General features: G+C 73.4%; 23 protein-coding genes and 1 pseudogene. 14 read left to right on the top strand and 10 right to left on the bottom strand.

The window, feature by feature from the left end:
- Nucleotides 1-5: 5 nt before the first annotated feature.
- Complete coding sequence (locus tag FIV44_RS01990; protein ID WP_141003031.1) at nucleotides 6-545, bottom strand: CGNR zinc finger domain-containing protein; 540 nt, start codon at nucleotides 543-545, stop codon at nucleotides 6-8.
- A 39-nt stretch (nucleotides 546-584) separates the two neighbouring features.
- Between FIV44_RS01990 and FIV44_RS01985 the strand changes: the two genes are divergently transcribed.
- Nucleotides 585-1,544 carry an EamA family transporter gene (locus FIV44_RS01985; RefSeq protein ID WP_141003030.1) on the top strand — a complete coding sequence of 320 codons (960 nt, stop codon included), beginning with the start codon at nucleotides 585-587 and terminating at the stop codon, nucleotides 1,542-1,544.
- Nucleotides 1,545-1,689: 145 nt separating this feature from the next.
- Here FIV44_RS01985 and FIV44_RS01980 read toward each other — a convergent pair whose 3' ends face one another.
- From FIV44_RS01980 to FIV44_RS33800, 4 genes are all read right to left on the bottom strand, one after another.
- Nucleotides 1,690-2,844 (bottom strand): AI-2E family transporter, encoded by a 1,155-nt coding sequence (locus FIV44_RS01980; protein WP_141003029.1) that lies wholly within the window; start codon nucleotides 2,842-2,844, stop codon nucleotides 1,690-1,692.
- A complete protein-coding gene (locus tag FIV44_RS01975; RefSeq protein WP_141003028.1) occupies nucleotides 2,841-4,082 on the bottom strand; it encodes a coiled-coil domain-containing protein in 1,242 nt (413 codons plus the stop codon). Before FIV44_RS01975 ends, FIV44_RS01980 begins: the two co-directional genes overlap by 4 nt.
- 400 nt (nucleotides 4,083-4,482) lie before the next feature.
- A complete protein-coding gene (gene ccrA, locus FIV44_RS01970; RefSeq protein ID WP_246086768.1) occupies nucleotides 4,483-5,430 on the bottom strand; it encodes a crotonyl-CoA carboxylase/reductase in 948 nt (315 codons plus the stop codon).
- Entirely contained in the window at nucleotides 5,427-5,696 is a 270-nt protein-coding gene (locus FIV44_RS33800; protein WP_246086767.1) for an MDR/zinc-dependent alcohol dehydrogenase-like family protein, read from the bottom strand. Before FIV44_RS33800 ends, ccrA begins: the two co-directional genes overlap by 4 nt.
- Nucleotides 5,697-6,001: 305 nt before the next feature.
- On the opposite strand from FIV44_RS33800, the gene FIV44_RS01965 reads away from it, so the two are divergent.
- The 3 genes from FIV44_RS01965 to FIV44_RS01955 are packed head-to-tail and all read left to right on the top strand — an operon-like array spanning nucleotide 6,002 to nucleotide 8,254.
- The gene (locus FIV44_RS01965; RefSeq protein WP_141003027.1) at nucleotides 6,002-6,754 is read left to right on the top strand and encodes a LamB/YcsF family protein; all 753 of its coding nucleotides are present in this window, start codon (nucleotides 6,002-6,004) and stop codon (nucleotides 6,752-6,754) included.
- The gene (locus FIV44_RS01960) at nucleotides 6,751-7,392 is read left to right on the top strand and encodes a 5-oxoprolinase subunit B family protein (protein WP_141003026.1); all 642 of its coding nucleotides are present in this window, start codon (nucleotides 6,751-6,753) and stop codon (nucleotides 7,390-7,392) included. Before FIV44_RS01965 ends, FIV44_RS01960 begins: the two co-directional genes overlap by 4 nt.
- A 7-nt stretch (nucleotides 7,393-7,399) precedes the next feature.
- On the top strand, nucleotides 7,400-8,254 hold the full coding sequence (locus FIV44_RS01955; protein WP_219996247.1) for a 5-oxoprolinase subunit C family protein: 855 nt from the start codon (nucleotides 7,400-7,402) through the stop codon (nucleotides 8,252-8,254).
- On the opposite strand, the gene mce is transcribed toward FIV44_RS01955, so the two are convergent.
- Nucleotides 8,248-8,709 (bottom strand): methylmalonyl-CoA epimerase, encoded by a 462-nt coding sequence (mce, locus tag FIV44_RS01950; protein ID WP_425465165.1) that lies wholly within the window; start codon nucleotides 8,707-8,709, stop codon nucleotides 8,248-8,250. The genes FIV44_RS01955 and mce overlap by 7 nt on opposite strands.
- Nucleotides 8,710-8,852: 143 nt before the next feature.
- Here mce and FIV44_RS01945 point away from each other — a divergent pair, with 143 nt between their 5' ends.
- The gene (locus FIV44_RS01945) at nucleotides 8,853-10,049 is read left to right on the top strand and encodes an acetyl-CoA C-acetyltransferase (protein WP_141003024.1); all 1,197 of its coding nucleotides are present in this window, start codon (nucleotides 8,853-8,855) and stop codon (nucleotides 10,047-10,049) included.
- 11 nt (nucleotides 10,050-10,060) lie between these two features.
- Nucleotides 10,061-11,056 carry a methylmalonyl Co-A mutase-associated GTPase MeaB gene (gene meaB / locus FIV44_RS01940; RefSeq protein WP_246086766.1) on the top strand — a complete coding sequence of 332 codons (996 nt, stop codon included), beginning with the start codon at nucleotides 10,061-10,063 and terminating at the stop codon, nucleotides 11,054-11,056.
- Here the strand turns inward: meaB and FIV44_RS01935 are convergent.
- Nucleotides 11,053-12,147, bottom strand: a complete 1,095-nt coding sequence (locus tag FIV44_RS01935) for a polysaccharide deacetylase family protein (protein ID WP_181410933.1) — start codon at nucleotides 12,145-12,147, stop codon at nucleotides 11,053-11,055. The genes meaB and FIV44_RS01935 overlap by 4 nt on opposite strands.
- A 111-nt stretch (nucleotides 12,148-12,258) precedes the next feature.
- Here FIV44_RS01935 and dxr point away from each other — a divergent pair.
- A pseudogene (dxr, locus tag FIV44_RS01930) lies at nucleotides 12,259-13,361 on the top strand (1-deoxy-D-xylulose-5-phosphate reductoisomerase).
- Nucleotides 13,358-14,713, top strand: a complete 1,356-nt coding sequence (locus FIV44_RS01925; protein ID WP_141003022.1) for a M50 family metallopeptidase — start codon at nucleotides 13,358-13,360, stop codon at nucleotides 14,711-14,713. Before dxr ends, FIV44_RS01925 begins: the two are co-directional and overlap by 4 nt.
- A gap of 40 nt (nucleotides 14,714-14,753) precedes the next feature.
- Here FIV44_RS01925 and FIV44_RS01920 read toward each other — a convergent pair whose 3' ends face one another.
- On the bottom strand, nucleotides 14,754-15,167 hold the full coding sequence (locus FIV44_RS01920) for a VOC family protein (RefSeq protein ID WP_141003021.1): 414 nt from the start codon (nucleotides 15,165-15,167) through the stop codon (nucleotides 14,754-14,756).
- Nucleotides 15,168-15,239: 72 nt separating this feature from the next.
- Between FIV44_RS01920 and FIV44_RS01915 the strand changes: the two genes are divergently transcribed.
- Both FIV44_RS01915 and ispG read left to right on the top strand, forming a co-directional pair.
- Nucleotides 15,240-16,010, top strand: a complete 771-nt coding sequence (locus FIV44_RS01915) for a TetR/AcrR family transcriptional regulator C-terminal domain-containing protein (RefSeq protein ID WP_141003020.1) — start codon at nucleotides 15,240-15,242, stop codon at nucleotides 16,008-16,010.
- Between the two features lie 25 nt (nucleotides 16,011-16,035).
- Complete coding sequence (gene ispG / locus FIV44_RS01910; RefSeq protein WP_141003019.1) at nucleotides 16,036-17,187, top strand: flavodoxin-dependent (E)-4-hydroxy-3-methylbut-2-enyl-diphosphate synthase; 1,152 nt, start codon at nucleotides 16,036-16,038, stop codon at nucleotides 17,185-17,187.
- 59 nt (nucleotides 17,188-17,246) lie between these two features.
- On the opposite strand, the gene FIV44_RS01905 is transcribed toward ispG, so the two are convergent.
- A complete protein-coding gene (locus FIV44_RS01905) occupies nucleotides 17,247-18,806 on the bottom strand; it encodes a helix-turn-helix domain-containing protein (RefSeq protein ID WP_181410932.1) in 1,560 nt (519 codons plus the stop codon).
- Nucleotides 18,807-18,910: 104 nt separating this feature from the next.
- On the opposite strand from FIV44_RS01905, the gene FIV44_RS01900 reads away from it, so the two are divergent.
- From FIV44_RS01900 to FIV44_RS01885, 4 genes are read left to right on the top strand one after another with little or no spacing between them, the layout of a single operon-like run.
- Complete coding sequence (locus FIV44_RS01900) at nucleotides 18,911-19,945, top strand: ABC transporter substrate-binding protein (RefSeq protein WP_219996246.1); 1,035 nt, start codon at nucleotides 18,911-18,913, stop codon at nucleotides 19,943-19,945.
- Nucleotides 19,935-20,954, top strand: a complete 1,020-nt coding sequence (locus FIV44_RS01895) for an iron chelate uptake ABC transporter family permease subunit (protein ID WP_181410931.1) — start codon at nucleotides 19,935-19,937, stop codon at nucleotides 20,952-20,954. The genes FIV44_RS01900 and FIV44_RS01895 overlap by 11 nt, the downstream gene beginning before the upstream one ends.
- Nucleotides 20,951-22,009 carry a FecCD family ABC transporter permease gene (locus tag FIV44_RS01890; protein ID WP_141003017.1) on the top strand — a complete coding sequence of 353 codons (1,059 nt, stop codon included), beginning with the start codon at nucleotides 20,951-20,953 and terminating at the stop codon, nucleotides 22,007-22,009. Before FIV44_RS01895 ends, FIV44_RS01890 begins: the two co-directional genes overlap by 4 nt.
- Nucleotides 22,010-22,035: 26 nt before the next feature.
- On the top strand, nucleotides 22,036-22,881 hold the full coding sequence (locus FIV44_RS01885; RefSeq protein WP_141003016.1) for a GNAT family N-acetyltransferase: 846 nt from the start codon (nucleotides 22,036-22,038) through the stop codon (nucleotides 22,879-22,881).
- Here FIV44_RS01885 and FIV44_RS01880 read toward each other — a convergent pair.
- Nucleotides 22,871-23,497 carry a TetR/AcrR family transcriptional regulator gene (locus FIV44_RS01880; protein WP_219996245.1) on the bottom strand — a complete coding sequence of 209 codons (627 nt, stop codon included), beginning with the start codon at nucleotides 23,495-23,497 and terminating at the stop codon, nucleotides 22,871-22,873. The genes FIV44_RS01885 and FIV44_RS01880 overlap by 11 nt on opposite strands.
- Between the last annotated feature and the right edge of the window lie 68 nt (nucleotides 23,498-23,565).

Below are 23,565 nucleotides of genomic sequence, written 5' to 3'. Positions count from 1 at the left end.
CGGGCTCAGTCGCTCTCGGCCTGCCGGGCGCGGTAGGCGGCGACGGCGTTCCGGTTGCCGCAGGTGACCGAGCAGAACCGCTTGGACCGGTTGCGCGACAGGTCGAGGACGATGCCCTCGCAGGACTCGTCGGCGCAGACCGCCAGCCGGGACATCTCGTCGGCGCGGATCACGTCGATCATCGCCATCGCCGTCTCCACGACGATCCGCTCGGCGAACGGGCGGTCGGGATCGATCGCGTGCAGGTGCCAGTCGTAGCCGTCGTGGCGGCGCAGCTGGGGGAGCGCGGAGGCGTCGCGCAGCATGGCGTTGACGATCTCGACGGCGTCGTCGCGGTCGGCGGTCAGCAGCTCCCGCAGCTGCGGCGCGATCGCGAGGACGGCGTCCACCTCGGCCTGGTCGCCGTCGTGGCGGCCGGTGTAGCCGAAGTCGGCGAAGAACGCGTCGAGCTCGTCGGGCGTCCCGATCGTCACCGGGTCGAGGCTGCCGTTGGCCAGGGCGACCGCAGCCTGGAGGGACAGCGACGTGTCATGGGCGAAAACCACATTGACAGATTACCGCACCGAACCCTAGTGTCATGAGTCATGACGACGTTGACTCGTGACACCTTGCGTGACACGACCTCGAGCGGCCTCGCCTTCGCGCTGACCTCGGCCACCGCGTTCGCCCTCTCCGGCTCCCTCGCCCGTCCGCTGCTCGACAGCGGCTGGACGGCCGGCAGCATCGTCCTGCTGCGGATCGCGATCGGCGCCGCCGTCGTCCTGCCCTTCGGGCTCGTCGCCCTGCGCGGCCGCTGGGGGCTGCTGTGGCGATCGGCGCCCACCGTCGTCCTGTACGGCGCCCTGGCGGTCGCCGGCGCGCAGTACTGCTACTTCTCCGCTGTGCGCACCATGGACGTCGGGCCGGCCCTGCTGATCGAGTACACCGCGCCGGCCGCCGTCGTCGTCTGGATGTGGCTGATGCACGGCCAGCGCCCGGGGCGGCTCACCGTGGCCGGGGCGGTGGTGGCCGCGCTCGGGCTGGTGCTGGTGCTCGACCTGGTGTCGGGCGCCGACGTCGACCTGCGGGGAGCGGCCTGGGCGCTCGCGGCGATGGTGGGCGCGGCGGCGTACTTCGTCATCTCCGCCGACGAGCGCGGCGGCCTTCCGCCGCTCACCCTCGCGGCGGGCGGTCTCGTCGTCGGCGGCGTGCTGCTGGGCGTGCTCGGCCTGGTCGGCCTGATGCCGATGGCGTCATCGTCCGCGCCGGTCGCCTACGCCGGGCTCGACGTCGCGCCCTGGGCCGCCCTGCTGCTCCTGGGCCTGGTGACGGCGGCGCTCGCCTACACGACCGGCATCGCCGCCATCCGCCGCCTCGGCTCGCGGCTGGCCTCCTTCGTCGCGCTCAGCGAGGTCGTCGCCGCCGTCGTATGGGCCTGGCTGCTGCTCGGCCAGCTGCCCGCGGCGCTCCAGCTCCTCGGCGGCGTGCTGATCCTCGCCGGCGTCGTCGGGGTCAAGCTGGGGGAGCGCGGGGTGGTCGAGCAGACCGAGCCGGTCCTTGTCTGATGGGCCGAGCGTGTCGCAGACGCCGCTTGCCGCACAGACCTCGCTCCGCTCGGCCCGCGGGCGACGCGCCGTGCCGCTTCGCGGCGATGCGCCACGCTGCCGGCCGAGTCTGACGGGCCGGGTCTGAGCCGGCCCCGGCCCAGACTCAGCGCAGGTCCTGGCGCCGGACCACGACCTCGCGGAAGATCAGCAGCACCGCCGCCGCGGCCGGGATGGCGAGCAGCGCGCCGACCACGCCCAGCAGGCCGGCGCCGATCAGCGCGGCGATCACGATCACCGCACCCGGCAGGTCGACGGACTTGCTCATCACCCGCGGGTAGACGACGTAGTTCTCGAACTGCTGGTAGATGACGAAGAAGATGACGCAGGCGATGCCGCTCTTGAGATCGGTGGCGAACGCGATCGCCGAGACCAGCACGGCCCCGAGGGTGGCGCCGATCATCGGGATCACGTCCAGCAGCGCGACGACGAAGGCGAGCGCGACGGCGTACTGGCGCACCTCGGTGAAGTAGAGGAAGACCAGCGAGCTCAGGCCCGCGCAGAGCGCGACCAGGAAGGCTCCGGAGACGTAGCCGCCGACATTGGCGATCACCTTGTCGCCCAGCGAGGAGAAGCGCTCGCGGCGCGAGGCCGGGGCGAGCTTGTAGACCGCGCCGGTGGTCGTCTTGAGCGAGGCGAGGAAGTAGAGCGTCAGCACGAAGATGACGAAGGCGTTGAACAGCGCCCCGATCACCTTGAGGCCGACGCCGAGCGCCCCGCCGAACAGCGTGGAGATGAAGTCGCCGTCGGTGACGAACGAGGTGATCTTGTCGAGGATGCCGTACTCCTCGTTGAGATCCTGGACCTTCTTGTTGCGCTCCAGCTCGTCGATCCAGAGCGGGACGTTCTTGCTCAGCGCGGTGACCTGGTCGGTGATGACCGGGACGATCGCGATCAGGAACATGCCGACCACCGCGAGCGCGATCACGATGACGACCACGACCGCGAGCGAGCGGCGCAGGCCGCGGCGCTCCAGGAACTCCACCGCCGGGTTCAGGCCCGCGGCCAGGAAGAACGCCACCACGATGAGCATCAGCGTGGAGCCGATGCCGAGGAGGGCGTTGAAGAGCCAGAACGCGGTCAGCGCGCCGAGCGCGCCGACGAAGCCGTAGAAGAACGGCGAGCGGCGGTCGAACGGCTTGCCCGGCTCGCCGTACGCCGACGGGGCCGGCGCCGGCGTCGCCGCGGCGGGATCGACGCCGGCGTGCTCGCTCACGCCGTCGTCGTCGGTCGCGGTGTCCGGGCGGTCGGGGCCGCTCAACTCTCGTCCTCGCCGAAGCCGGCGACGAGGTCGGCGAGCGAGGACAGCTGGGCGGTGATCGACGCGCGCCGCTTGGTCAGGCGGTCGAGCTCGGCGCGCTTGGCCGCGATCTCGCGCTGGAGGTCCGCGTCCCCGCTGGCGGTGATCGCCTCGGCCTGGGCGCGGGCGGAGGCGATGACCTGCTCGGCCTCGCGCCGGGCCCGGGTCAGCAGGCCCTCGGCCTCGGTCTGTGCGGCGGCCCGGTTGGCGGCGGACTGCTTGCTGGCCTCGGCGGCGCGCGCCTCGGCCGCGTTGGCGCGCTCCTCGGCCTCGTCGACCAGGCGACGGGTCTCGGCGACCGCGGTGTTGTGGTGGTCGGTGGCCTCGCGGGCGAGCCGCTCCTTCTCCATGGCCAGCGCGCGGCGGGCCTCCTGGACCTCGCGGTCGACGGCCGCGCGGGCCTGCTCGACCTCGCGCTGCGCCTGGCTGCGCTGCTCGGTGACCTCCTGCTGGGCGGCCAGGCGGAGCTGGTCGGCCTCGCGCCGGGCGGCCGCGAGGGTGTCCTCGGCCTCGCTCCGGGCGAGGGCCCGCTCCTGCTCGGCGTCGGCGAGCAGGCGGGTGCGGTTCTCCTCGAGCTCGCGCAGCTGGACCGCGCGCATGTCGTCGGCCTCACGGGCCGCCTCGGCGCGGATCGCCTTGGCGTCGCGGCTGGCCTGGTCGCGGATCTCGGCGGCGTCGGCCTCGGCCGTCGTCCGGATCTCGGAGGCCTCCTCCTCGGCGAGACGCAGCATGGCGCTGGCCCGCCCGCCGAGACCGGCGTACGACGGGTTGTCCATCTCGGCGAGCTCCGAGCGCAGCCGCGCGATCTCCCCCTCGAGGTCGATCACCCGCTGCTCGGACTCGCTCAGGCTGGCGCCGAGCGTGGCCTTCTCGCTGGAGAGCTGGCGGATCTGGGCGTCCACCGCGTCGCGGTCGTAGCCGCCCTTGCGGACGATCGGGAGTCCGCCGGTCGCGCCGGGGGCGTTGAAGCCGACCGGCCGGGCGGGGCTGGGGGACGGGGGCGGCGCGGTGGGCCGGGAGGCGGGCACCGGCCGGGCGGGCGCCGCCTGCGGCCGCGGTGGCGCCGCGGGAGTCTCGGTGGTCTTCACCGCCGGGATGACCTGGGTCGGCTCGTCGTCGGTGGCCTTGGTGGTCACGGTCTTGGACTCCTCGGTCGGGGTGGGCTCGTCGTCGAAGATGGACAGACCCTCGTCGCTCATGGAACTGAGCCTCCCTGGCTCTCGCTGCGGTCATGGGGATGGAACCGGTGGTGGAACCCGCCCATGATCCCTGATCGTCGCAACCTTTCCCACCCCGCGTAGTGGTCCGGCGCAGAAATGGCTCACCACCTCACGCACCCAGGGCACGCACCTCGCCACGTTGGCGACGCTCGGAAGACGCCAGCGGAGCCCCGGGTTGTCGGGAAGTCGCTCCGCTCCTGCCCGACAACCCGGTATGCCGTCGCGCCGCCGCCTTGCGATGCACGCACCCTGGACACGTGAGCCGGCAAGCCATTTCCGCGCCACACCACTCGCCGGATCGGACGGCGGTCCCGTGCCGGGGTGCGGAAATGCGGGACGGGCCGGTGCGTCGCACCGGCCCGTCCGTCGTGCTCCCTGCTCAGATGCCGCGGAACAGGTTGATCTTGTCGAGGTGCTGGGCGCGGAGCTCCTCGTTGCGTACGCCGAGGCCCTCCTGGGGGGACAGGCAGAGCACGCCGACCTTGCCCTGGTGCTTGTTGTGGTGCACGTCGAGCGCGGCCTGGCCGGTGTCCTCGAGGGTGTAGGTGCGCGAGAGGGTGGGGTGGATCTTGCCCTGGGCGATGAGGCGGTTGGCCTCCCACGACTCGCGGTAGTTGGCGAAGTGGCTGGAGATGATCCGCTTCAGGTTCATCCACAGGTACCGGTTGTCGTACTCGTGCATGTAGCCCGAGGTCGAGGCGCAGGTGGTGATGGTGCCGCCCTTGCGGGTCACGAACACCGACGCGCCGAAGGTCTCGCGGCCGGGGTGCTCGAAGACGATGTCGATGTCCTCGCCGCCGGTGAGCTCGCGGATGGCCTTGCCGAAGCGCAGCCACTCCTTCGGGTCCTGCTTCGTGCCCTCGGCGTTCCAGAACTTCGGCGCGAGCTCGGAGCGGTTGATGACCATCTCGGCGCCCATCTTGCGCACGATCTGGGCCTTCTCCTCGTTCGAGACCACGCACACCGGGTTCGCGCCGCCGTTGAGGGCGTACTGGGTCGCGAACCCGCCCAGGCCGCCCGAGGCGCCCCAGATCAGCACGTTGTCGCCCTGCTTCATGTTGCCGCCGTTGGCCGAGACGAGCTGGCGGTAGGCCGTGCAGTTGACCAGGCCAGGCGAGGCGGCCTCCTCCCAGGTGAGGTGCTCGGGCTTGGGCATCAGCTGGTTGGCCTTGACCATCGCCACGTCGGCCAGGCCGCCGAAGTTGGTCTCGAACCCCCAGATCCGCTGGGAGGGATCCATCATCGTGTCGTTGTGGCCGTCGGGGGCCTCGAGCTCGACCGAGAGGCAGTGCGCGACGACCCGGTCGCCGGGCTTCCACTTGGTCACCCCGCGCCCACGGCCAGCACGACGCCGGACAGGTCCGAGCCGACGATGTGGTACGGCAGGTCGTGGCGGGCGCCGAGGTCGGACTCGCGGCCGTAGCGCTCGAGGAACCCGAACGTGGACACCGGCTCGAAGATCGAGGTCCACACGGTGTTGTAATTGATCGCCGAGGCCATGACCGCGACGAACGCCTCCCCGGGACCGAGCTCGGGCAGGGCGACCTGGTCGACATGCAGGGACTTGCGGGGATCCTTCTCCTTCGAGGGCACCCCTCGAACATGTCGACCTCGTCCTTGTGGACCGTCACGGCCCGGTAGGACTCCGGGAGCTCGAGGTGGGCGAAGTCCTCCGCAGAGGTGCCTTCGGCGAGGATGGCGTCGAGGATGTGCTGCACGGTCGTCGTCTCCCTGGGATCGGTGCGTGCCAGTCGGGCTGGATGGCAATACGGCCGCCGCGAAGATACCCGTCGGTAACCTCCGGGTGGGGGGTTCGTGACGCTCGTCTCACCGAGGGTCACGCGCGGCGGCTGCACCGTCCTGGGCTCGGCGGCGCGTCGATGGGCCACGATAGGGCCATGACGTCGCATCCGGGTCGCCCGTCCACGAAGGAGGGGGTCGTCGACCTCAACGCCGACGTCGGCGAGTCCTTCGGGCGGTGGCGGCTCGGCGACGACGACGCCCTGCTCCCGCACCTGACGAGCGCCAACGTGGCCTGCGGCTTCCACGCCGGCGACCCGCTCACGCTGCGGCGTACCTGCGAGCTCGCGGTGTCGCTGGGCGTCGCCATCGGCGCCCAGGTGGGCTACCGCGACCTCGCCGGCTTCGGGCGCCGGTACGTCGACGTGCCGGCCGCCGAGCTCGAGGCCGAGGTCCTCTACCAGCTCGGCGCGCTCGACGGCATCGCGCGCGCGGCCGGCGGCCGGGTCGCCTACGTCAAGCCGCACGGCGCGCTCTACCACGCGGTCTCCCGCGACCCCGAGCAGGCGGACGCGGTGGTCGGCGCCGTGCGTGCCTACGGCGGGCTCCCGGTGCTGGGACTGGCCGGCTCGTCCTTCCTGGCGGCCGCCGCGGACGCGGGCCTGGAGGTGGTCGGGGAGGGCTTCGCCGACCGCGCCTACCTGCCGGACGGCGGCCTGGTGCCGCGCTCGGCGCCCGGCGCCGTGCTCACCGACCCGGCCGCTGCGGCGGCCCAGGCCGTGGTGCTGGCCCGCAGCGGCGAGGTGCGCTCGCTCTGCGTCCACGGCGACTCGCCCGGCGCGCCCGCCCTCGCCGCGGCGGTGCGGGCGGCCCTGGGCGAGGCCGGGATCGCGGTCGGCTCCTTCGGATGAGGCTGCTCCCGTACGGCGACCGCGGGCTCCTCGTCGAGCTCGACGACACCGCGTCCGTGGTCGCCCTCGCCGACCTGGTCCGCGCCCACCCCGCCGCCGCGGACCTCCTCGCCGACGTCGTCCCCGGCGCCCGCACCGTGCTGGTCGTGGCGCGTCCGGGCGTCCCTCGCGACCGGCTCCGGAGCGTCGTACCGACCGGATCGGTCGTCGCGGAGCGCTCGGGACGACACAGACGGACGGTGCGCGGCGACACGGCCGGCGAGGTCGTGATCCCGGTCGTGTACGACGGCCCGGACCTGGCGGCGGTGGCGAGCCTGACCGGGCTGGGGGAGCGGGAGGTGGTGGCGGCGCACACGGGGACGCCGTGGCGGGTGGCGTTCGGGGGCTTCGCGCCGGGCTTCGCCTATCTCGTGGGCGGCGACCCGCGGCTGCGGGTGCCGCGCCGGTCCGAGCCGCGGACCGGCGTGCCGGCCGGATCGGTCGGGCTGGCGGGGGAGTTCAGCGGGGTCTACCCCCGCGCATCGCCCGGTGGGTGGCAGCTGATCGGCCGCACCGACCTGCCGCTGTGGGACCTCGACCGCGACCCGCCGGCGCTGCTGACCGCCGGTGCGACGGTGCGCTTCGAGGCGGCCCGGTGAGCATCCCGTGACCGCGCTGCTGGTCCGCGCCGTCGGCGGGCCCTGCCTGGTGCAGGACGCCGGCCGGCCCGGGTACGCCGCGATCGGGGTGGGCGCGAGCGGCGCGGCCGACCGGGCGTCGTACGCGCTGGGGGAGCGGCTGCTCGGCAACGCCGACGGCGCCGCGGCCGTGGAGGTGGTGCTGGGCGGGCTCGAGGTCGAGGCGACCGGCGTGGTGTGGGCCTGCGTGACCGGCGCGCCCGTGCCCCTCGACGTCGACGGGCGGCCCGAGCCGACCGGCGCGGTGCTCGCGCTGCAGCCGGGCCAGCGGCTGCGGCTGGGCGTGCCGCCGTCCGGACTGCGGTCCTATCTCGGCGTGCGCGGCGGATTCGGCGTGCCGCCGCTGCTGGCCTCGCGCTCGCGCGACACGCTCTCCGGGCTCGGCCCCGCGCCGTTGGCGGCGGGCGACCTCCTGCCCGTCGGGAGGGACGTGGCGGGAGAGATGCTCGTCGACGCCGTGCCCCCGGCGGCGTACGACGACCGGCCGGTGCTGCGCGTCGTCCGCGGCCCGCGGGACGACTGGGTGGACGCCGCCGACCGGCTGGTGGAACAGGTCTGGCGGGTCGGCGCCGCGAGCGACCGGGTGGGCCTGCGCCTCGAGGGCGAGCCGCTCACCCCGGCGCCGGCGAGGGGCGAGCTCCCGAGCGAGGGCGCCCTGCGCGGGGCGATCCAGGTGCCGCCGGGCGGGGCGCCGGTCGTGTTCGGCCCCGACCACCCCGTCACCGGCGGCTACCCCGTGATCGGCGTGGTCGCCGACGCCGACACCGACCGCCTGGCCCAGCTCCGCCCGGGCGAGCAGGTCCAATTCCGTTGGGCTCAGTGACCCCCGTCGGCAGCGGGCTCCACGAGCTCGACGAGGACCCCGCCGGCGTCCTTGGGGTGCACGAAGTTGATCCGGCTGTCGGCGGTGCCGCGGCGGGCTTCGGGGTAGAGCAGGCGCAGGCCGCGCTCGCGCAGGATGGCGGAGACCTGGTCGAGGTCGGTGACGCGGTAGGCGAGTTGCTGCAGGCCCGGGCCGCTGCGGTCGAGGAACTTGGCGATCGTCGAGTCCGCGTTGAGCGGGGCGAGCAGCTGGATCCGGGAGTCGGTGTCGCCGACGGCGACCATCGCCTCGCGCACGCCCTGCTCCTCGTTGGTCTCCTCGTGCGTGACGTGCATGCCGAAGTTGTCGCGGTAGAACGCGATCGCGTCGTCCAGGTCGGGCACCGCGATGCCGACGTGGTCGATCGCCGTGAAGAGGTGGGTGGGGACGCCGTCTGTGATGCTCATGCGGGCCATTGTGCCGTCGCCCCTGCCGTCGCCGGGCGCCCGCCCGCCGTGTGACGAGCGACTCACCGACCGCACGGTGGACCCCTCGCTCGCTCCGGCTACCCCCGAGTACAGTCGCAAACGTTCCGACCACACGTCTGCACGGAGGAAACATGTCCGACAACCCCAGCGTCATCGTCGCCGGCGCGCGTACGCCGATCGGCCGCCTGCTCGGCGGCCTGAAGACCCTCTCGGCCGCCGACCTCGCCGGTGTCGCGATCAAGGGCGCGCTGGAGAAGGCGGGCGTGGCCCCCGACCAGGTCGACTACCTCATCGTCGGCCAGGTCCTGCAGGCCGGTGCCGGCCAGAACCCGGCCCGCACCGCCGGCATCAAGGCCGGACTGCCGCTGAGCGTCCCCTCCATCACGATCAACAAGGTCTGCCTCTCCGGCATCAACGCCATCGCGCAGGCCGACCAGCTGATCCGCGCGGGCGAGGCCGAGATCGTCGTCGCGGGCGGCACCGAGTCGATGACCAACGCCCCGCACCTGCTGCCCAAGAGCCGCGAGGGCTTCAAGTACGGCGACACCGCGCTCGTCGACTCGATGGCCTACGACGCGCTCTACGACCAGGCCACCCAGCAGGCGATGGGCAACCTGACCGAGGCCGTCAACGCCGACCGCGAGAACCCGCTGAGCCGCGAGGAGCAGGACGAGTTCTCCGCCCGCTCCCACCAGCTCGCCGCCGCCGCGCAGAAGAACGGCGTCTTCGACGACGAGATCGTCCCGGTGAGCATCCCGCAGCGCAAGGGCGACCCGGTCGTCGTCAGCGCCGACGAGGGCGTCCGCGGCGACACCACCGCGGAGTCGCTGGCCAAGCTGCGCCCGGCGTTCTCCAAGGACGGCACGATCACCGCCGGCTCCGCGTCGCAGATCTCCGACGGCGCCGCCGCCGTGGTCGTGACGAGCAGGAGCAAGGCCGAGGAGCTCGGCCTGCCGATCCTCGCCGAGATCGTCAGCCACGGCCAGGTCGCCGGCCCCGACTCGACCCTGCAGCTGCAGCCCGCCAACGCCACGAAGAAGGCCCTCGACAAGGCCGGCCTGAGCGCCGCCGACCTCGACCTGGTCGAGTTCAACGAGGCCTTCGCCGCGGTCGGCATCGAGTCCGCCCGCGCCCTCGGCATCGACGAGGACAAGGTCAACGTCAACGGCGGCGCGATCGCCATCGGCCACCCGCTCGGCGCCTCCGGCGCGCGGATCACGCTGCACCTCGCGCTCGAGCTCAAGCGCCGCGGCGGCGGCGTCGGCGCGGCCGCCCTCTGCGGCGGCGGCGGCCAGGGCGACGCCCTGGTCATCCGGGTTCCCGCCTGACGAGAACCGGCTTGACCGAAGCACCACAGGCACCACGGGGCGGCCGCCGCGGGATCACCGCGGCGGCCGTTCCCGACCTGGTGGCCCGCGCTCGCGAGGGCGATCCCCGCTCCGTGGGCCGGCTGGTGTCGCTCGTGGAGGACGAGTCGCCGCTCCTGCCGGAGCTGGCGCGCACCCTCGCGCCGTACGCCGGGCACGCCCACGTCGTCGGCATCACCGGCGCCCCGGGAGTCGGCAAGTCGACGTCCACCAACGCGCTGATCGGCGAGCTCCGGCGGCGCGACCGGCGGGTCGCCGTCCTGGCGGTGGACCCGTCCTCGCCGTTCTCCGGCGGCGCCCTGCTCGGCGACCGGATCCGGATGGGCGACCACGTCCTCGACCCCGGGGTCTTCATCCGGTCGATGGCCGCCCGCGGCCACCTCGGCGGGCTCGCCTGGACGACCCCGCAGGCGCTGCGGGTGCTCGACGCCGCCGGCTTCGACGTCGTCCTCGTCGAGACCGTCGGCGTCGGCCAGAGCGAGGTCGAGATCGCCGGCCAGGCCGACTCCACCATCGTGCTCCTCGCACCCGGCATGGGCGACGGGATCCAGGCGGCGAAGGCCGGCATCCTCGAGATCGGCGACCTCTACGTCGTCAACAAGTCCGACCGCGACGGCGCCGACAAGGTGCGCCGCGACCTGCGCTCGATGCTCGGCCTCGCCGAGCGCCGCGAGGGCGCCTGGCGTCCGCCGGTGCTCAAGACCGTCGCGTCCACGGGGGACGGCATCGCCGACGTCGCGGACGCGCTCGACGAGCACGCCGCGTGGCTGCGGGAGAGCGGCGAGCTCCGGCGTCGCCGGGTGCGCCGGGCGCGCGACGAGATCGAGGCCCTCGCCCTCACCGCGCTCCGGCGCCGCTGGGGGAGCGTCGGCGACGGCGACCTGCTCGACGAGCTCGCCGCGGCCGTGGTCGCCGGCGAGGTCGACCCGCACACCGCGGCCGACCGGCTCACCGACGCCGGAACCTAGCTGTACTTCGGCCCGAGCGCCAGGAACGGCGGTCCGGGCAGGTCGGTCCGGGTGGCCGGAGCGGCCGGAGCGGTCGGCGGGGGCACGTCGAGGACGGCGACCTGCGTCGTCTCCTGGACGATCCGCAGGCCCTCGGGGTGACGCAGCCGGAGCGTGAAGTGCTCGGTGGGCTCGGCCACCGCGTCCGCCGTGATCGGGATCCGCACCTTGGCCTTCAGCCGGCCGGCCGGGATCTCCACGCGCAGGTGCAGCGGCGGCAGGTCGGCGCCGACGGTCGCCGTACCGGACAGCGCCTCGACCACCACGGCCGTGTCGCGGCCGGCGGGCTTGTCCAGCCGGAGGGTGACGACGGCCTCGCCGCCCTCGGTGCCGTCCTTCGCGGTCGCGGTCACCGTCGGCGTGGGGAAGCCCGGACGGCCCCGCTCGTCCAGGGCGGTGAAGCAGTACCCGCGCCGCTTCGCCACCCGGATCACCTGGCTCACGGCGGCGACCGAGATCGGGGACCGGTTCACGCCGTCGTGCTGGAGCACGATATTCCTCTTCCCGGGGCGCAGGCCGCCGAGGATGCGGCGCGCGATCTGGTCGGCGTCGCCGGACTTCCAGTCCAGCGAGTCGGCACTCCACATGACCGGCACGTAGCCGGCGTCGCGGATCGCCCTGCGCGCGGGCGGGGCGAGCGCGCCGTACGGCGGGCGCATCAGGTCGGTCGGGTGCAGCCCGGCCCGCTTCATCGCGCGGCGGGTGGCGCGCAGCGACTGCCGGACCTCGCGGTAGGACTGGGTGCGCATGTCCCGGTGGTCCCAGCTGTGGTTGGCGGTCAGGAAGCCGGCCCGCTCGACCTCGCGCGCCGCGCGGGGGTCGGCGGCGACCCGCTGGCCGACCATGAAGAAGGTCGCCGGGACCCGCTTCTTCTGCAGGATCTGCAGCAGGCGGTGGGTGGTGCCCCGCGCCGGACCGTCGTCGAAGGTGAGCGCGACCAGGCCCTTGCAGCCCTTCGCGCGCGGGAGCGGCGCGGCCGGAGCCGGGGCGGCGATCGCCACGCTGGCGACGAGGAAGAGCACGGTGAGGAGAGCACGGACCGGACGATGCACGCGCACAGCATGGACGCTGAGCCCCCTCCGGTCCGGCATTTGAGGCGTTTCTCACCCGGCGAGCCACCTCACCCGCCCGGGCGGCCGCGCCCGTCCTGCGAGGATGACCGGGTGAAGGACGTCGTCATCCTCGGCTCGACCGGCTCGATCGGCACCCAGGCGCTGGACCTGGTGCGCGCCAACCCCGACCGCTTCCGGGTGGTCGGGCTGACCGCGGGCGGCGGCAGCCCGGACCTGTTCGCCCAGCAGGTGGCCGAGTTCGCGCCGGCGTATCACGGGCTGGGGGAGGAGGCGAGCGTCGAGGCGGCCCAGCGGCCGTGCGACGTCGTGCTGAACGGCATCACCGGCGCCGTCGGCCTCCGGCCCACGCTGGCGGCGCTCGACGCCGGCACCACCCTCGCGCTGGCCAACAAGGAGTCACTCGTCATGGCCGGCCCGCTGGTGCTGGAGCGGGCCGCGCCGGGGCAGATCGTGCCGGTCGACTCCGAGCACAGCGCGCTCGCGCAGTGCCTGCGCGGCAGCACCCCCGACGAGGTACGACGGCTGGTGCTCACCGCCAGCGGCGGACCCTTCCGCGGCCGGACCCGCGCCGAGCTCGCCGACGTCACCCCGGAGCAGGCGGGCAACCATCCCACCTGGGACATGGGCCCGGTCATCACCATCAACTCCGCGACCCTGGTCAACAAGGGGCTGGAGGTGATCGAGGCGCACCTGCTCTTCGGCGTGCCCTACGACCGGATCGAGGTCGTGGTGCACCCGACCAGCGTCGTGCACTCGATGGTGGAGTTCGTCGACGGCTCGACCCTGGTGCAGGCGAGCCCGCCGACCATGCTGATCCCGATCGCGCTCGGCCTCGCCTGGCCCGAGCGGGTGCCGGACTCGGCGCCCGCCGTGGACTGGACCACGCCGGAGACCTGGCAGTTCCTCCCCTCGACGACGAGGCCTTCCCCGCGGTGGCGCTGGCCCGGCAGGCGGGGGAGCGGGGCGGCACCGCCCCCGCCGTCTACAACGCGGCCAACGAGGTCGCCGTGGACGCCTTCCGCACCGGCCGGCTGGCGTTCACCGGCATCGTCGACGTCGTTGCCGACCTCGTAGCCGCCCACGACGTACCCTCGGAGGGGCAGCTCTCCCTCGACGACGTGCTCGCGGCCGACGCGTGGGCGCGGGAGGCGGCCACCCAGCTCATCGAACCGAGGACCGCATCCCGCCCATGACCGCTCTGCTCTACCTGCTCGGTGTCGTCGTCTTCGTGGTGGCGATCCTGGCCTCGATCGGGCTCCACGAGCTCGGCCACCTGATCCCGGCGAAGAGGTTCGGCGGGAAGGTCACGCAGTACTTCATCGGCTTCGGGCCGACCGTGTGGAGCAGGCAGGTCGGCGAGACCGAGTACGGCGTCAAGGCGATCCCGCTCGGCGGCTACGTCAAGATCGTCGGCATGCTCCCGCCCGGCGCGGTCGAGCTCGCCGACCGGGTCGAGGTCGACGCCGAGGGCAACCAGGTCGTCCGGGTCCGCAAGTCCAACACCGGCATGTTCACCCAGCTCATCTCGGACGCCCGCGCGGCCGAGTGGGAGACCATCCGCCCCGAGGACGCCGACCGGCTGTTCTACACGTTCCCGTGGTGGCAGAAGGTCGTCGTCATGGGCGGCGGCCCGACGGTCAACATCGTCATCGCGTTCCTGATCTTCGCCGGCGTCTTCGCGACCTACGGCAACCCGGGCGACCGGACGGCCGAGACCACGCTCCAGGAGGTCAACGCGTGCGTGCTCCCGGCCGAGGAGTCGGGCCGGGTGTGCACGGCGGAGGAGCTCCGCGACGACCCGACGCCGGCGTACTCCGCGGGCATCCGGGCCGGCGACCGGATCGTGTCGTTCAACGGCACCGAGATCACCAGCTGGGAGCAGGTGCAGAGGCTGGTCCGGGCCAATGGCACCGACGAGGCCGAGATCGTCGTTGAGCGCGACGGGGAGCGGATCCCGTTCCGCACCGAGACCGTCGTCCGCCCGCCCGACCGGGTGGGCGGGAAGGTGGACGACAAGGTCGGCTTCCTCGGCGTCGTCCCCGACAACCACCCGACCACCGGCGGCGTGCTCTACACCGTCGGCCAGATGGGCCACATGACCGTCGAGGTCGTGAAGGCCCTCGGGACCCTGCCGGCGAAGGTCTGGGGCGTCGCGAAGGCGATCGTCGGGGTCGAGGAGCGCGACCCGATGGGCCCGGTCAGCATCGTCGGCGGCGGCCGCCTGGCCGGCGAGACGGCCGCCCACGACGAGATCCCGCTGCAGTCGAAGATCGTGTCGCTGTTCCTGCTGGTCGCGGGCTTCAACTTCTTCATCGGCATGTTCAACTTCGTGCCGCTCCTGCCGCTGGACGGCGGCCACATCGCGGGCGCCCTGTGGGAGGCGGTACGCCGGGGCTGGGCCCGGCTGCGGCGCCGGCCCGACCCCGGGTACGTCGACGTGGCGAAGCTGCTGCCGATCGCCTATGTCGTCGGCCTGGCGATCCTGGTGATGGGCGTCGTGCTGATCGTCGGCGACCTCGTCGTACCGGTGCACCTGGAGTCCTAGTGTCCTGTCAGCGCTTCAACCTGACAGGACACTGAGCGGCTCAGGGCGTGGCTGCGCCGGCGTACTGCGGGTCGGGCGGCGTCACCCACTGCACGAGCTGGTAGATCACGCCGTTCGGGTCGGCCATCTGGAAGTAGCGCTCTCCCCACGGCTCGGTCTCGATCGGGGTGACCACGTCGACCCCCTCCTCACGCAGCCGGGCGTAGTCGGCGTCGACGTCCTCGACGGTGAAGACGACGAGCAGCCCGTCGGCGCGCCCCGCGGCGGACGCCGGCCGGAAGGTCGGCAGCCCGGTGCGCAGGTAGACGAGATGGCAGCCGGCCTCGGGATGGGCCAGCGAGCAGAACCCGTCGGCGGCCATCTCCTCGGCGAAGCCGAGGTGCCGGCGCACCCAGGCTGCGGACGCCTCGACGTCGGGGACGTTGAGGGAGAGGGCGGTGTCGGTGATGTGCATGCGATCCTCCTGGATTTCTCCGTACGATGTATAGTGTACAACGTACAACGAACTTGTGGCAGGATGGCTCCCGTGACCTCCGCCAGCACCGGGTCGGGTGAGCCCAGCCGCACGCTCGCCCTCCTCTGGGGCGAGCCGGCCGGGGCGCGCCGCAAGGGGCCGGCGCGGTCGGTGACCGTCGCCCAGGTGGTCGACGCGGCGCTGGCGCTCGCCGACGCGGAGGGCCTGGCGGCGGTGACGATGCGGGCGGTGGCCGAGCGGGTGGGCGTCTCGGCGATGTCGGTCTACACCTATGTCCCGGGCAAGCCCGAGCTGCTCGACCTGATGGTCGACGCGCGCTACGCGCGGATGCCGCGCGAGCCGTGGGGACGACAGGCGTGGCGGCAGCGGCTGACCACCGTGGCGGAGGCCAACCGCGACCTGCTCGCCGCCCACCCCTGGCTCACCGAGGTGGCCGCGCTGAGCCGGCCGCCGCTGGGGCCGGGGGTGATGGCGAAGTACGAGCACGAGCTCGCCGCCCTGGACGACACCGGGCTGAGCGAGGTCGACACCGACGCCGCGCTCGCCTACCTGCTGGGTTTCGTGCAGTCCCACGGCCGCTCCGCGCACGACGCGGCGCGGGTCGGCACCGACTCCGCGATGAGCGACGCCGAGTGGTGGGCGGCCAACCAGCCGGTGCTCGCGCGGGCGCTCGACCCGGCGGCGTACCCGCGCGCGGTCCGGATCGGCGCCGCGGCCGGTGCCGCGCAGGGCAGCGCGTGGAGCGCGGAGCGGGCGTGGGAGTTCGGCCTGGCCCGGACCCTCGACGGGCTGGCGGCCCTGATCGGCGATGGGGTCGGGTGACGGCGGAGCCTCTAATCTTGAGGCCATGACGTCGATCAGCCTCGGCATGCCGGCCGCGCCGCCGCCGGTGCTCGCCCCCCGCCGCCCGACCCGCCAGATCCGGGTGGGCAAGGTCGGGGTCGGCAGCGACCACCCGATCTCGGTGCAGTCGATGACCACGACGCTGACCTCCGACGTCAACAGCACGCTGCAGCAGATCGCCCAGCTCACCGCGGCCGGCTGCGACATCGTCCGGATCGCCTGCCCGAGCCAGGACGACGCCGACGCGCTGCCCGAGATCGCCCGGCACAGCCAGATCCCGGTGATCGCCGACATCCACTTCCAGCCCAAGTACGTCTTCGCCGCGATCGACGCCGGCTGCGCCGCCGTCCGGGTGAACCCGGGCAACATCAAGAAGTTCGACGACCAGGTCAAGGAGATCGCCAAGGCGGCGCAGGACCGCGGCACGTCGATCCGGATCGGCGTCAACGCCGGCTCGCTCGACAAGCGGCTGCTCGAGAAGTACGGCAAGGCCACGCCCGAGGCGCTCGTCGAGTCCGCGGTGTGGGAGGCCAGTCTCTTCGAGGAGCACGGCTTCCGCGACTTCAAGATCTCGGTCAAGCACAACGACCCGGTCGTCATGGTGCGCGCCTACGAGCTGCTCGCCGAGCAGGGCGACTGGCCGCTCCACCTCGGCGTCACCGAGGCCGGCCCGGCCTTCCAGGGCACCATCAAGTCCGCGACCGCCTTCGGCGCGCTGCTCTCCCGCGGCATCGGCGACACCATCCGGGTCTCGCTCTCCGCGCCGCCGGTCGAGGAGGTCAAGGTCGGCCTGCAGATCCTGCAGTCCCTCAACCTCCGCCCGCGCAAGCTCGAGATCGTCTCCTGCCCGTCCTGCGGGCGCGCCCAGGTCGACGTCTACACCCTCGCCGAGCGGGTGACCGCCGGCCTCGACGGGCTCGAGGTCCCGCTGCGGGTCGCCGTCATGGGCTGCGTCGTCAACGGCCCCGGCGAGGCCCGGGAGGCCGACCTCGGCGTCGCCTCCGGCAACGGCAAGGGCCAGATCTTCGTCAAGGGCGAGGTCATCAAGACCGTCCCCGAGGCCGAGATCGTCGAGACGCTGATCGAGGAGGCGATGAAGATCGCCGAGACGATGGAGCCGGTCGAGGGCGCGGAGCCGAGCGTCTCGGTCTCCTAGTGTCGTCGTGTCAGGTTGAAGCGCCGACTATGGCGGCGAATCAGCCTGACACGACGACACTAGGCCGACGTGTCGCCCTCTCGGCGCTGGTGCTCGCTGGGCGACATCCCATGAGCGGTGGTGAAGGCGTTCGTGAACGCCGCGGCGCTGGAGTAGCCGAGCTGCTTGGCGACCTGGCCGGGAGGATCGCCCAGGCACAGGAGCCAGCGGGCGATGTCCATCCGGTGCTGCGCACGCCAGCGGGGGAAGGTCTCCCCGGTCTGGCTCAGGAACTCCCGGCCCAGCTCGCGCGGGCTGGTGCCCAGGTGCGCCGCCCACTCCAGGAGCGATCGTGCGTCGCTGGGGTCGCGTCGCATCGCGCGCGTGACGGTGCCGACGGCCCCGGTGAGACCGGCCGTCGCCGCGGTGTCGCGGTCGGCGATGAACTGCGCCCGGAACAGCTCCTCGACGAAGGACCGCCGCCTCCGCGCGGGCTGGAAGAGCGTGTAGCTGACCAGCGAGGTGTGGAGGAGGAAGTCCTGCGCCTCCGGCGGGAAGGAGAGGACCGACAGGTCGTCGACGTCGAGACCGACCGGTGTGTGGCTGTACCCGAGGGGCACCGCGACGGAGCCGGCGAGCCCCTCCACCGCGTTCGGCACGCCGGCGGGCAGCCAGAGGGCGTGGCCGGCCCGCAGGCGGATGTCGCGGGAGCCGACCCGGACGTCCGCCTCGCCGCAGTACATCCACAGCAGCACGTGCTCCCCGTTGACCCGTGTCCAGGTACGCCGGGCCGCGACCGCCGGCGGCTCCGGCGCCGCCTCGGCGGCGAGGGCCGCGACGTGCCCGACGACGGCGTCCGGGGCGGTCCGTGTCGCGGATGACCGCTCGCGCGCCCGACCGGCGTACGCGCGCGGCGTCAGGCCCACCAGACGGCGGAACGCCTTGGTGAAGCCGGCCGGGGTCGCGTAGCCCACGTGCCGGCCGGTCCATCCGACCGTGCGCCCCGCCGCGAGATGGCGTGCCGCGGCCACGACCCGTGCCCGGCTGCGCCAGTCGGCGAACGCCAGGCCCGTCTCGCGGTGGAACTGACGCTGCAGCGTCTTCACGCTGACGCTCTCCCTCGCGGCGAACGACGTCAGCGACATCGGCGTGCCCGGGTCCCTCAGCAGGGTCCGCGCCGTGCTCAGTGCGGCGTGGGACACCGGCAGCCGCAGTGCCTCGGCGCCGGTCCACCGCTCGTCGTCGGAGCTGGGGGCGCGGGCGATCATCCCGAGCAGGGTGCCCGTGTCGGGGAGGGCGTCCTGGACGTCGTGGGCGAGGTGACAGTCGTCGACGTGGCGCTGGACCAGCCATCTGGCCCACGTGGGCGGGACGGTGATCGTGCGGGTCGTCGTCAGCGCCTCCGGCAGCTCGTCGGAGCGGGGGAAGATCGGGAGGACCACCGCGCCGGCGTCCGCCCGGGTGCGGTGCGGGATGCCGGGGGGCACCCAGACCGCCTCGCCCGCGGCGAGACGACGGACCGTTCCGGCCGTCTCGATCGTGGCCGTGCCCGTGTGGACGTACAGCAGCACGACCGAGCGGTCCTCGATGACGGGGCCGGTGGCGGTGGGCGGGATCGTCCAGTCGTGCGTCGGCATCATCGGATCGCCCCCTGACATGAACAAGCCGTCGCCTCCGGATAAGCGTGTGAAGTTAGGCAAGGCTACATTAAGTCGGCTTTGCATCCGACAGACAAGGAACCCCGTTGAAGCTGTCCACCGCGCACCCGCGCTGCCCGGCACTGCTCGCCGCGACGATGGTCGCCGTCCTGGCGCTCGCCGGCTGCGGCAGCGACACTCCGGCCGCCGACGACGCCTCCGCGCCGGCGTCGGCCGACGGCGCCTTCCCGGTCACCATCGACACCGCCTACGGCGAGGTCACCGTCGAGGCGAAGCCGGAGCGCATCGTCGTGCTCACCAGCACCTACCTGGAGCTGCTGCCGTACGTCGACGAGAAGCCGCTCACCTCGCCGGACGACGACGAGGCCCTCGCCTGGGCGCCGTGGCTGGGTGAGGTGGACAAGGGCGAGGTCGACACCGACCTGATCAACGCGGACTGGGCGCCCTCGCCCGAGGCGATCGCCACGTGGGAGCCGGACCTGATCCTGACCGACATCTGGAACACCGACGAGAAGCTCTACAAGCAGCTGTCCCAGGTCGCGCCGACCTACGTCGGGATCGAGACCGACACGCAGACCAGCTGGCAGGACCACCTCGCCTCGCTCGCCACGCTCACGGGACACGACACCGCGGTCGTCGACGAGGTGGAGGCCGAGCTCTCCGCCGACTTCGATGCCGCCGCCGAGAGGCTCCCCGGCCTGCAGGGCAGGTCGTACGTCATCCCGGTCTTCAAGGACGACCAGTTCTGGCCGACGGAGTACGGCAACGAGCCGTTCGTCGCGCTGGGTCTCGAGCCCGGCGGGCACCAGCCGCACGGCGAGGTCACCTCCGCCGAGGTGGACACCTTCTCCCTGGAGAACATCGACCAGCTCACCGAGGACGTGGTGATCGTCGCCGCCTCCGGCGCCGAGAGCCAGGAGACCATCGACAAGACCTACGCCTCGCTGAAGGCCGACCCGCGCGTCGCGGACCTGCCCGCGTCCGAGAACGGCACGTGGATCTACCTCGACGGGCCGCAGTGGTCCGCCATCAACGGCGGCACCCCGCTGAGCTACCGCTGGTGGCTCGACCAGGTCCTGCCCGAGCTCGAGGAGTCGGCGCTGAACCAGCGTGCCCGGTAGCCCGGAGGGGCGAGCGCCGTCGCGCCGGCTGGTCGGTCTGCTGGTCGCGACGGTGCTCCTGGGCGCGCTGCTGCTGCTCAGCATCGCGATCGGCTCGAAGAACATCCCGCTGTCGGTGGTGATCGAGGCGCTGCGCCACGACACCGGCAAGGGGGACGCGTACGTCGTCTGGGACCTGCGCGTCCCCCGTACCGCGGTGGGGCTGTGCGTCGGGATCGCGCTGGGGCTGTCGGGAGCCCTGATCCAGGCACTGACCCGCAACCCGCTCGCCGACCCGGGCATCCTCGGCGTCAGCGCGGGTGCGGAGTTCTTCGTCGCCCTCGGCATCGCCCTGTTCGGCGTGACCGCCGTCAGCGGGTACGTCTGGTTCGCCTTCGCCGGGGCGCTGGTCGTGACGGTGGTCGTGTACGCGATCGGCTCGGCCGGCCGGGGCGGGGCCGATCCGATCCACCTCACGCTGGCCGGGGTCGCGATCGGCGCGCTGCTGTCAGGGATCGTGACCGCGATGGTGCTGAGCGACCCGCGCTCGTTCGACCGGATGCGGGGCTGGTACGCCGGCAGCCTGGTCGACCGCGGCTGGGACATCCTCCTCCCGGTGCTGCCGTTCCTGGTCCTCGGCACGCTGCTCGCCGCGGTCGCGGCGAGCGCGCTCAACGCCATCGCGCTGGGCGACGACCTGGCCACCTCGCTGGGAGCGGGGATCACCCGGACCCGGGTGATCGTGGTCGTCGCGGTGACCCTGCTCGCGGGCGGCGCGACGGCGATCTGCGGGCCGGTCGGCTTCGTGGGCCTGATGGTGCCGCACGTCGCCCGGTGGTTCACCGGCCCGGAGCAGCGGTGGATCCTCGCCTACACGCTCGTGCTGGCCCCGTCGCTGCTGCTCGCCTCCGACGTCATCGGCCGCCTCGTGATCCGCCCGGGCGAGCTCCCGGTGGGGCTCGTCACCGCGTTCGTGGGTGCTCCGATGCTGATCGCCCTGGTCCGCCGCAGGCGGGTGAGCGCCCTGTGAGCCGGCCCGGTGTCCTCGGCCCGGCCCGCCCGGCCCTCGTCGTACGGGCCGGCGGCCTCTCCCTGCGCTGGCGCAGCCGCACCGTCGCCGTCTGCGCGGTGCTGGGTGTGCTGACCGTGACGACCAGCGCCGCCTCGCTGATGCTCGGCGAATACCCGCTCACCCTCGCCCGGGTCTGGGCTGCGCTGACGGGCGACCCGGAGGCAGGGTTCGCCCGGGTCGTGGTGGTGGAGTGGCGCTCGCCGCGCGCTCTCGCGGCCGTCGTGTTCGGCGCCGCACTGGGCGTCTCCGGGGCGCTGTTCCAGTCGTTGACCCGCAACCCGCTCGCCAGCCCGGACATCATCGGCCTCTCCGCCGGCTCCTACGCCGGCGCGCTGGTCGTGATCGTCCTCATCGGGGGCAGCTACGCCCAGCTCGTCGGCGGTGCCCTGGTGGGCGGCCTGGCGACCGCCACGGTCGTCTACCTGCTGGCCTGGCGCCACGGCGTGCAGGGGTTCCGGCTGATCATCGTCGGCATCGCGGTCTCGGTGATGCTGGGCTCCTTCAACGCCTGGCTCGTCATCAACGCCCGGCTCGAGGTCGCGGTCCGGGCCGCCGTGTGGGGAGCCGGCTCGCTCGGCGGCACCGGGTGGCCGCAGGTGCTGTGGGGCGGCGCCACCGTGCTGCTCCTGCTGGCGGCGCTGGTGGCGCTGGCGCCCGGGTTGCGCCAGCTCGAGCTCGGGGACGACGCCGCCCGGGCCACGGGCACCCGGACGGAGCAGGTCCGGGTCGCTGCGGTCGTGACGGGTGTCGCCCTGACGGCGACGGTGACCGCCGCGGCGGGCCCGATCGCATTCGTCGCGCTCGCCGCGCCGCAGATCGCCCGCCGCCTCGCCCGCACGCCCGGCGTGACGCTGGCGCCTGCCGCCTTCCTGGGCGCCTTCATGCTGGCGGCGGCGGACCTGACCGCGCAGCACCTGCTGCCGGTGGTGATGCCGGTCGGGGTGGTCACCGTCGTCGCGGGCGGGGCCTATCTGGTCTGGCTGATCGTTCGCGAGGTCCGTCGGCGCTCCTGATGGCCCGGACACCCTAGGGTGGTCCCGTGTTGACCACCCGGCACGGCGTGCGTGTCCTCGCGCAGGCCGACCTTCCCGCCTTCGTGGCCCTGGCCGGCCGCGACCCGGTCGTCAACGTGTTCGCGATCCATCGCGCCCACACCACCAACCTCGAGCCGCGCTGGCTCGGCGGCGAGATGTGGGGGCGCTTCGACGGCGGCCACCTCGTCGCCGCCTGCCACGTGGCCGCCAACCTGGTGCCGGTCCAGGCCACGCCGGAGGACGCCGAGGTGTTCGCCGGCCGGGCGCTGGCCCGGCGGCGTACCGCCTCGACGATCGTCGGGCCGCAGGACGCCGTCCGGGCGTTCTGGGGCCAGGTCGGCGAGCAGTGGGGCCGGCCGCGCGACGTGCGCTGGGACCAGCGCCACCTCGCCATCGACGGCGAGCCGCTCGTGACGCCCGACCCGGGCGTGCGCTGCAGCACTCCCGACGACATCGCCACGCTCTACCCCGCGTGCGTGGCCATGTACACCGAGGAGGTCGGGGTCTCCCCGGAGCTCGGCGGGGGAGCGGACCTCTACCGTGCGCGGGTCGCGCAGCTGGTCGGCCGTGGCTGGTCCTTCGTCCGGTACGACGGCGGCGAGCTCGTCTTCAAGGCCGAGGTGGCCTGCGCGACGCCCGACGCCGCCCAGATCCAGGGGGTGTGGGTGCCCCCTCACCGGCGTGGCCAGGGGATCGCGACCGCCGGCATGGCCGCTGTGGTCCGGCAGGTCCGCGCGCGGATCGCGCCGACGGTCTCGCTCTACGTCAACGACTGGAACCACACGGCCCGGGCGGCGTACGAGCGGGTCGGGTTCGTGGAGACCGCGCGCTTCGCCACCGTCATGTTCTGAGCTCGCCCAGGCGCGGCAGCCCGTTCCACAGCAGCCGGGTGGCCACCTCGGTGACCTCCTCCAGCGAGGCGGCGGGATGCTCCTGCCACCACCGGGCGACGCCGTCGACGCCGGTGATGAGGAGCTCGACGACGACGTCGGCCGCCGTCGAGCCGTGGGGGAGCCCGGAGCGGGCGAGGTCGGGGCCGAGCATGGTGGCGACCGCCTGGGTGCGGGCGGTGCGGAAGGTGCGCAGCGCCCGGTCGAGCTCCCGGTCCCCGGTGGGGATCGGGTCGACCAGGATCCGGCGGGCCGCGGGACGCTGCCGCGCGAAGGAGAGGTACGCCGCCACGGTGGCCCGCATCCGGTCCCGTCCCGCGCCGGCGCCCGTGATGCCGGCGCCCACCTCGGCGAGCATCGCGGCGTTCTGGGTGTCGAGGACGTGGAGGTAGAGCTCGCGCTTGGAGCGGAAGTGGTCGTAGAGCACGGTCCGGGTGACGCCGGCGGCGCCGGCGATCTCGCCGACCGACGCGGCGTCGTACCCGCGCTCGGCGAAGACCTCGACGGCGGCGGCCTCGATCCGCTCGCGCCGCGCCGGACCGGTGAGCCGGCGGCGCACGACCTCGGTGGTGCTCACGGGTCTCCTCCTCCCACCGTCGACTGTGACCGACGAATGTGTCGGTTGTGGACCGGTATGCCTTGACC

The sequence above is a fragment of the Nocardioides humi genome, assembly GCF_006494775.1.
Classification (GTDB): domain Bacteria; phylum Actinomycetota; class Actinomycetes; order Propionibacteriales; family Nocardioidaceae; genus Nocardioides; species Nocardioides humi.
The sequence above is the reverse complement of the archived record's forward strand: the minus strand, read 5'-3'. Positions and strand labels throughout refer to the sequence as shown.

Bases quoted from the DNA above. Each gene is read 5' to 3' on its own strand.
- FIV44_RS01965 (WP_141003027.1), top strand. From the start codon at position 6,002: ATGACGTCGCATCCGGGTCGCCCGTCCACGAAGGAGGGGGTCGTCGAC.
- FIV44_RS01945 (WP_141003024.1), top strand. From the start codon at position 8,853: ATGTCCGACAACCCCAGCGTCATCGTCGCCGGCGCGCGTACGCCGATC.
- FIV44_RS01985 (WP_141003030.1), top strand. From the start codon at position 585: ATGACGACGTTGACTCGTGACACCTTGCGTGACACGACCTCGAGCGGC.
- FIV44_RS01925 (WP_141003022.1), top strand. From the start codon at position 13,358: ATGACCGCTCTGCTCTACCTGCTCGGTGTCGTCGTCTTCGTGGTGGCG.
- FIV44_RS01905 (WP_181410932.1), bottom strand. From the start codon at position 18,806: ATGATGCCGACGCACGACTGGACGATCCCGCCCACCGCCACCGGCCCC.
- ispG (WP_141003019.1), top strand. From the start codon at position 16,036: ATGACGTCGATCAGCCTCGGCATGCCGGCCGCGCCGCCGCCGGTGCTC.
- FIV44_RS01960 (WP_141003026.1), top strand. From the start codon at position 6,751: ATGAGGCTGCTCCCGTACGGCGACCGCGGGCTCCTCGTCGAGCTCGAC.
- FIV44_RS01975 (WP_141003028.1), bottom strand. From the start codon at position 4,082: ATGAGCGACGAGGGTCTGTCCATCTTCGACGACGAGCCCACCCCGACC.
- FIV44_RS01920 (WP_141003021.1), bottom strand. From the start codon at position 15,167: ATGCACATCACCGACACCGCCCTCTCCCTCAACGTCCCCGACGTCGAG.
- mce (WP_425465165.1), bottom strand. From the start codon at position 8,709: ATGGCCCGCATGAGCATCACAGACGGCGTCCCCACCCACCTCTTCACG.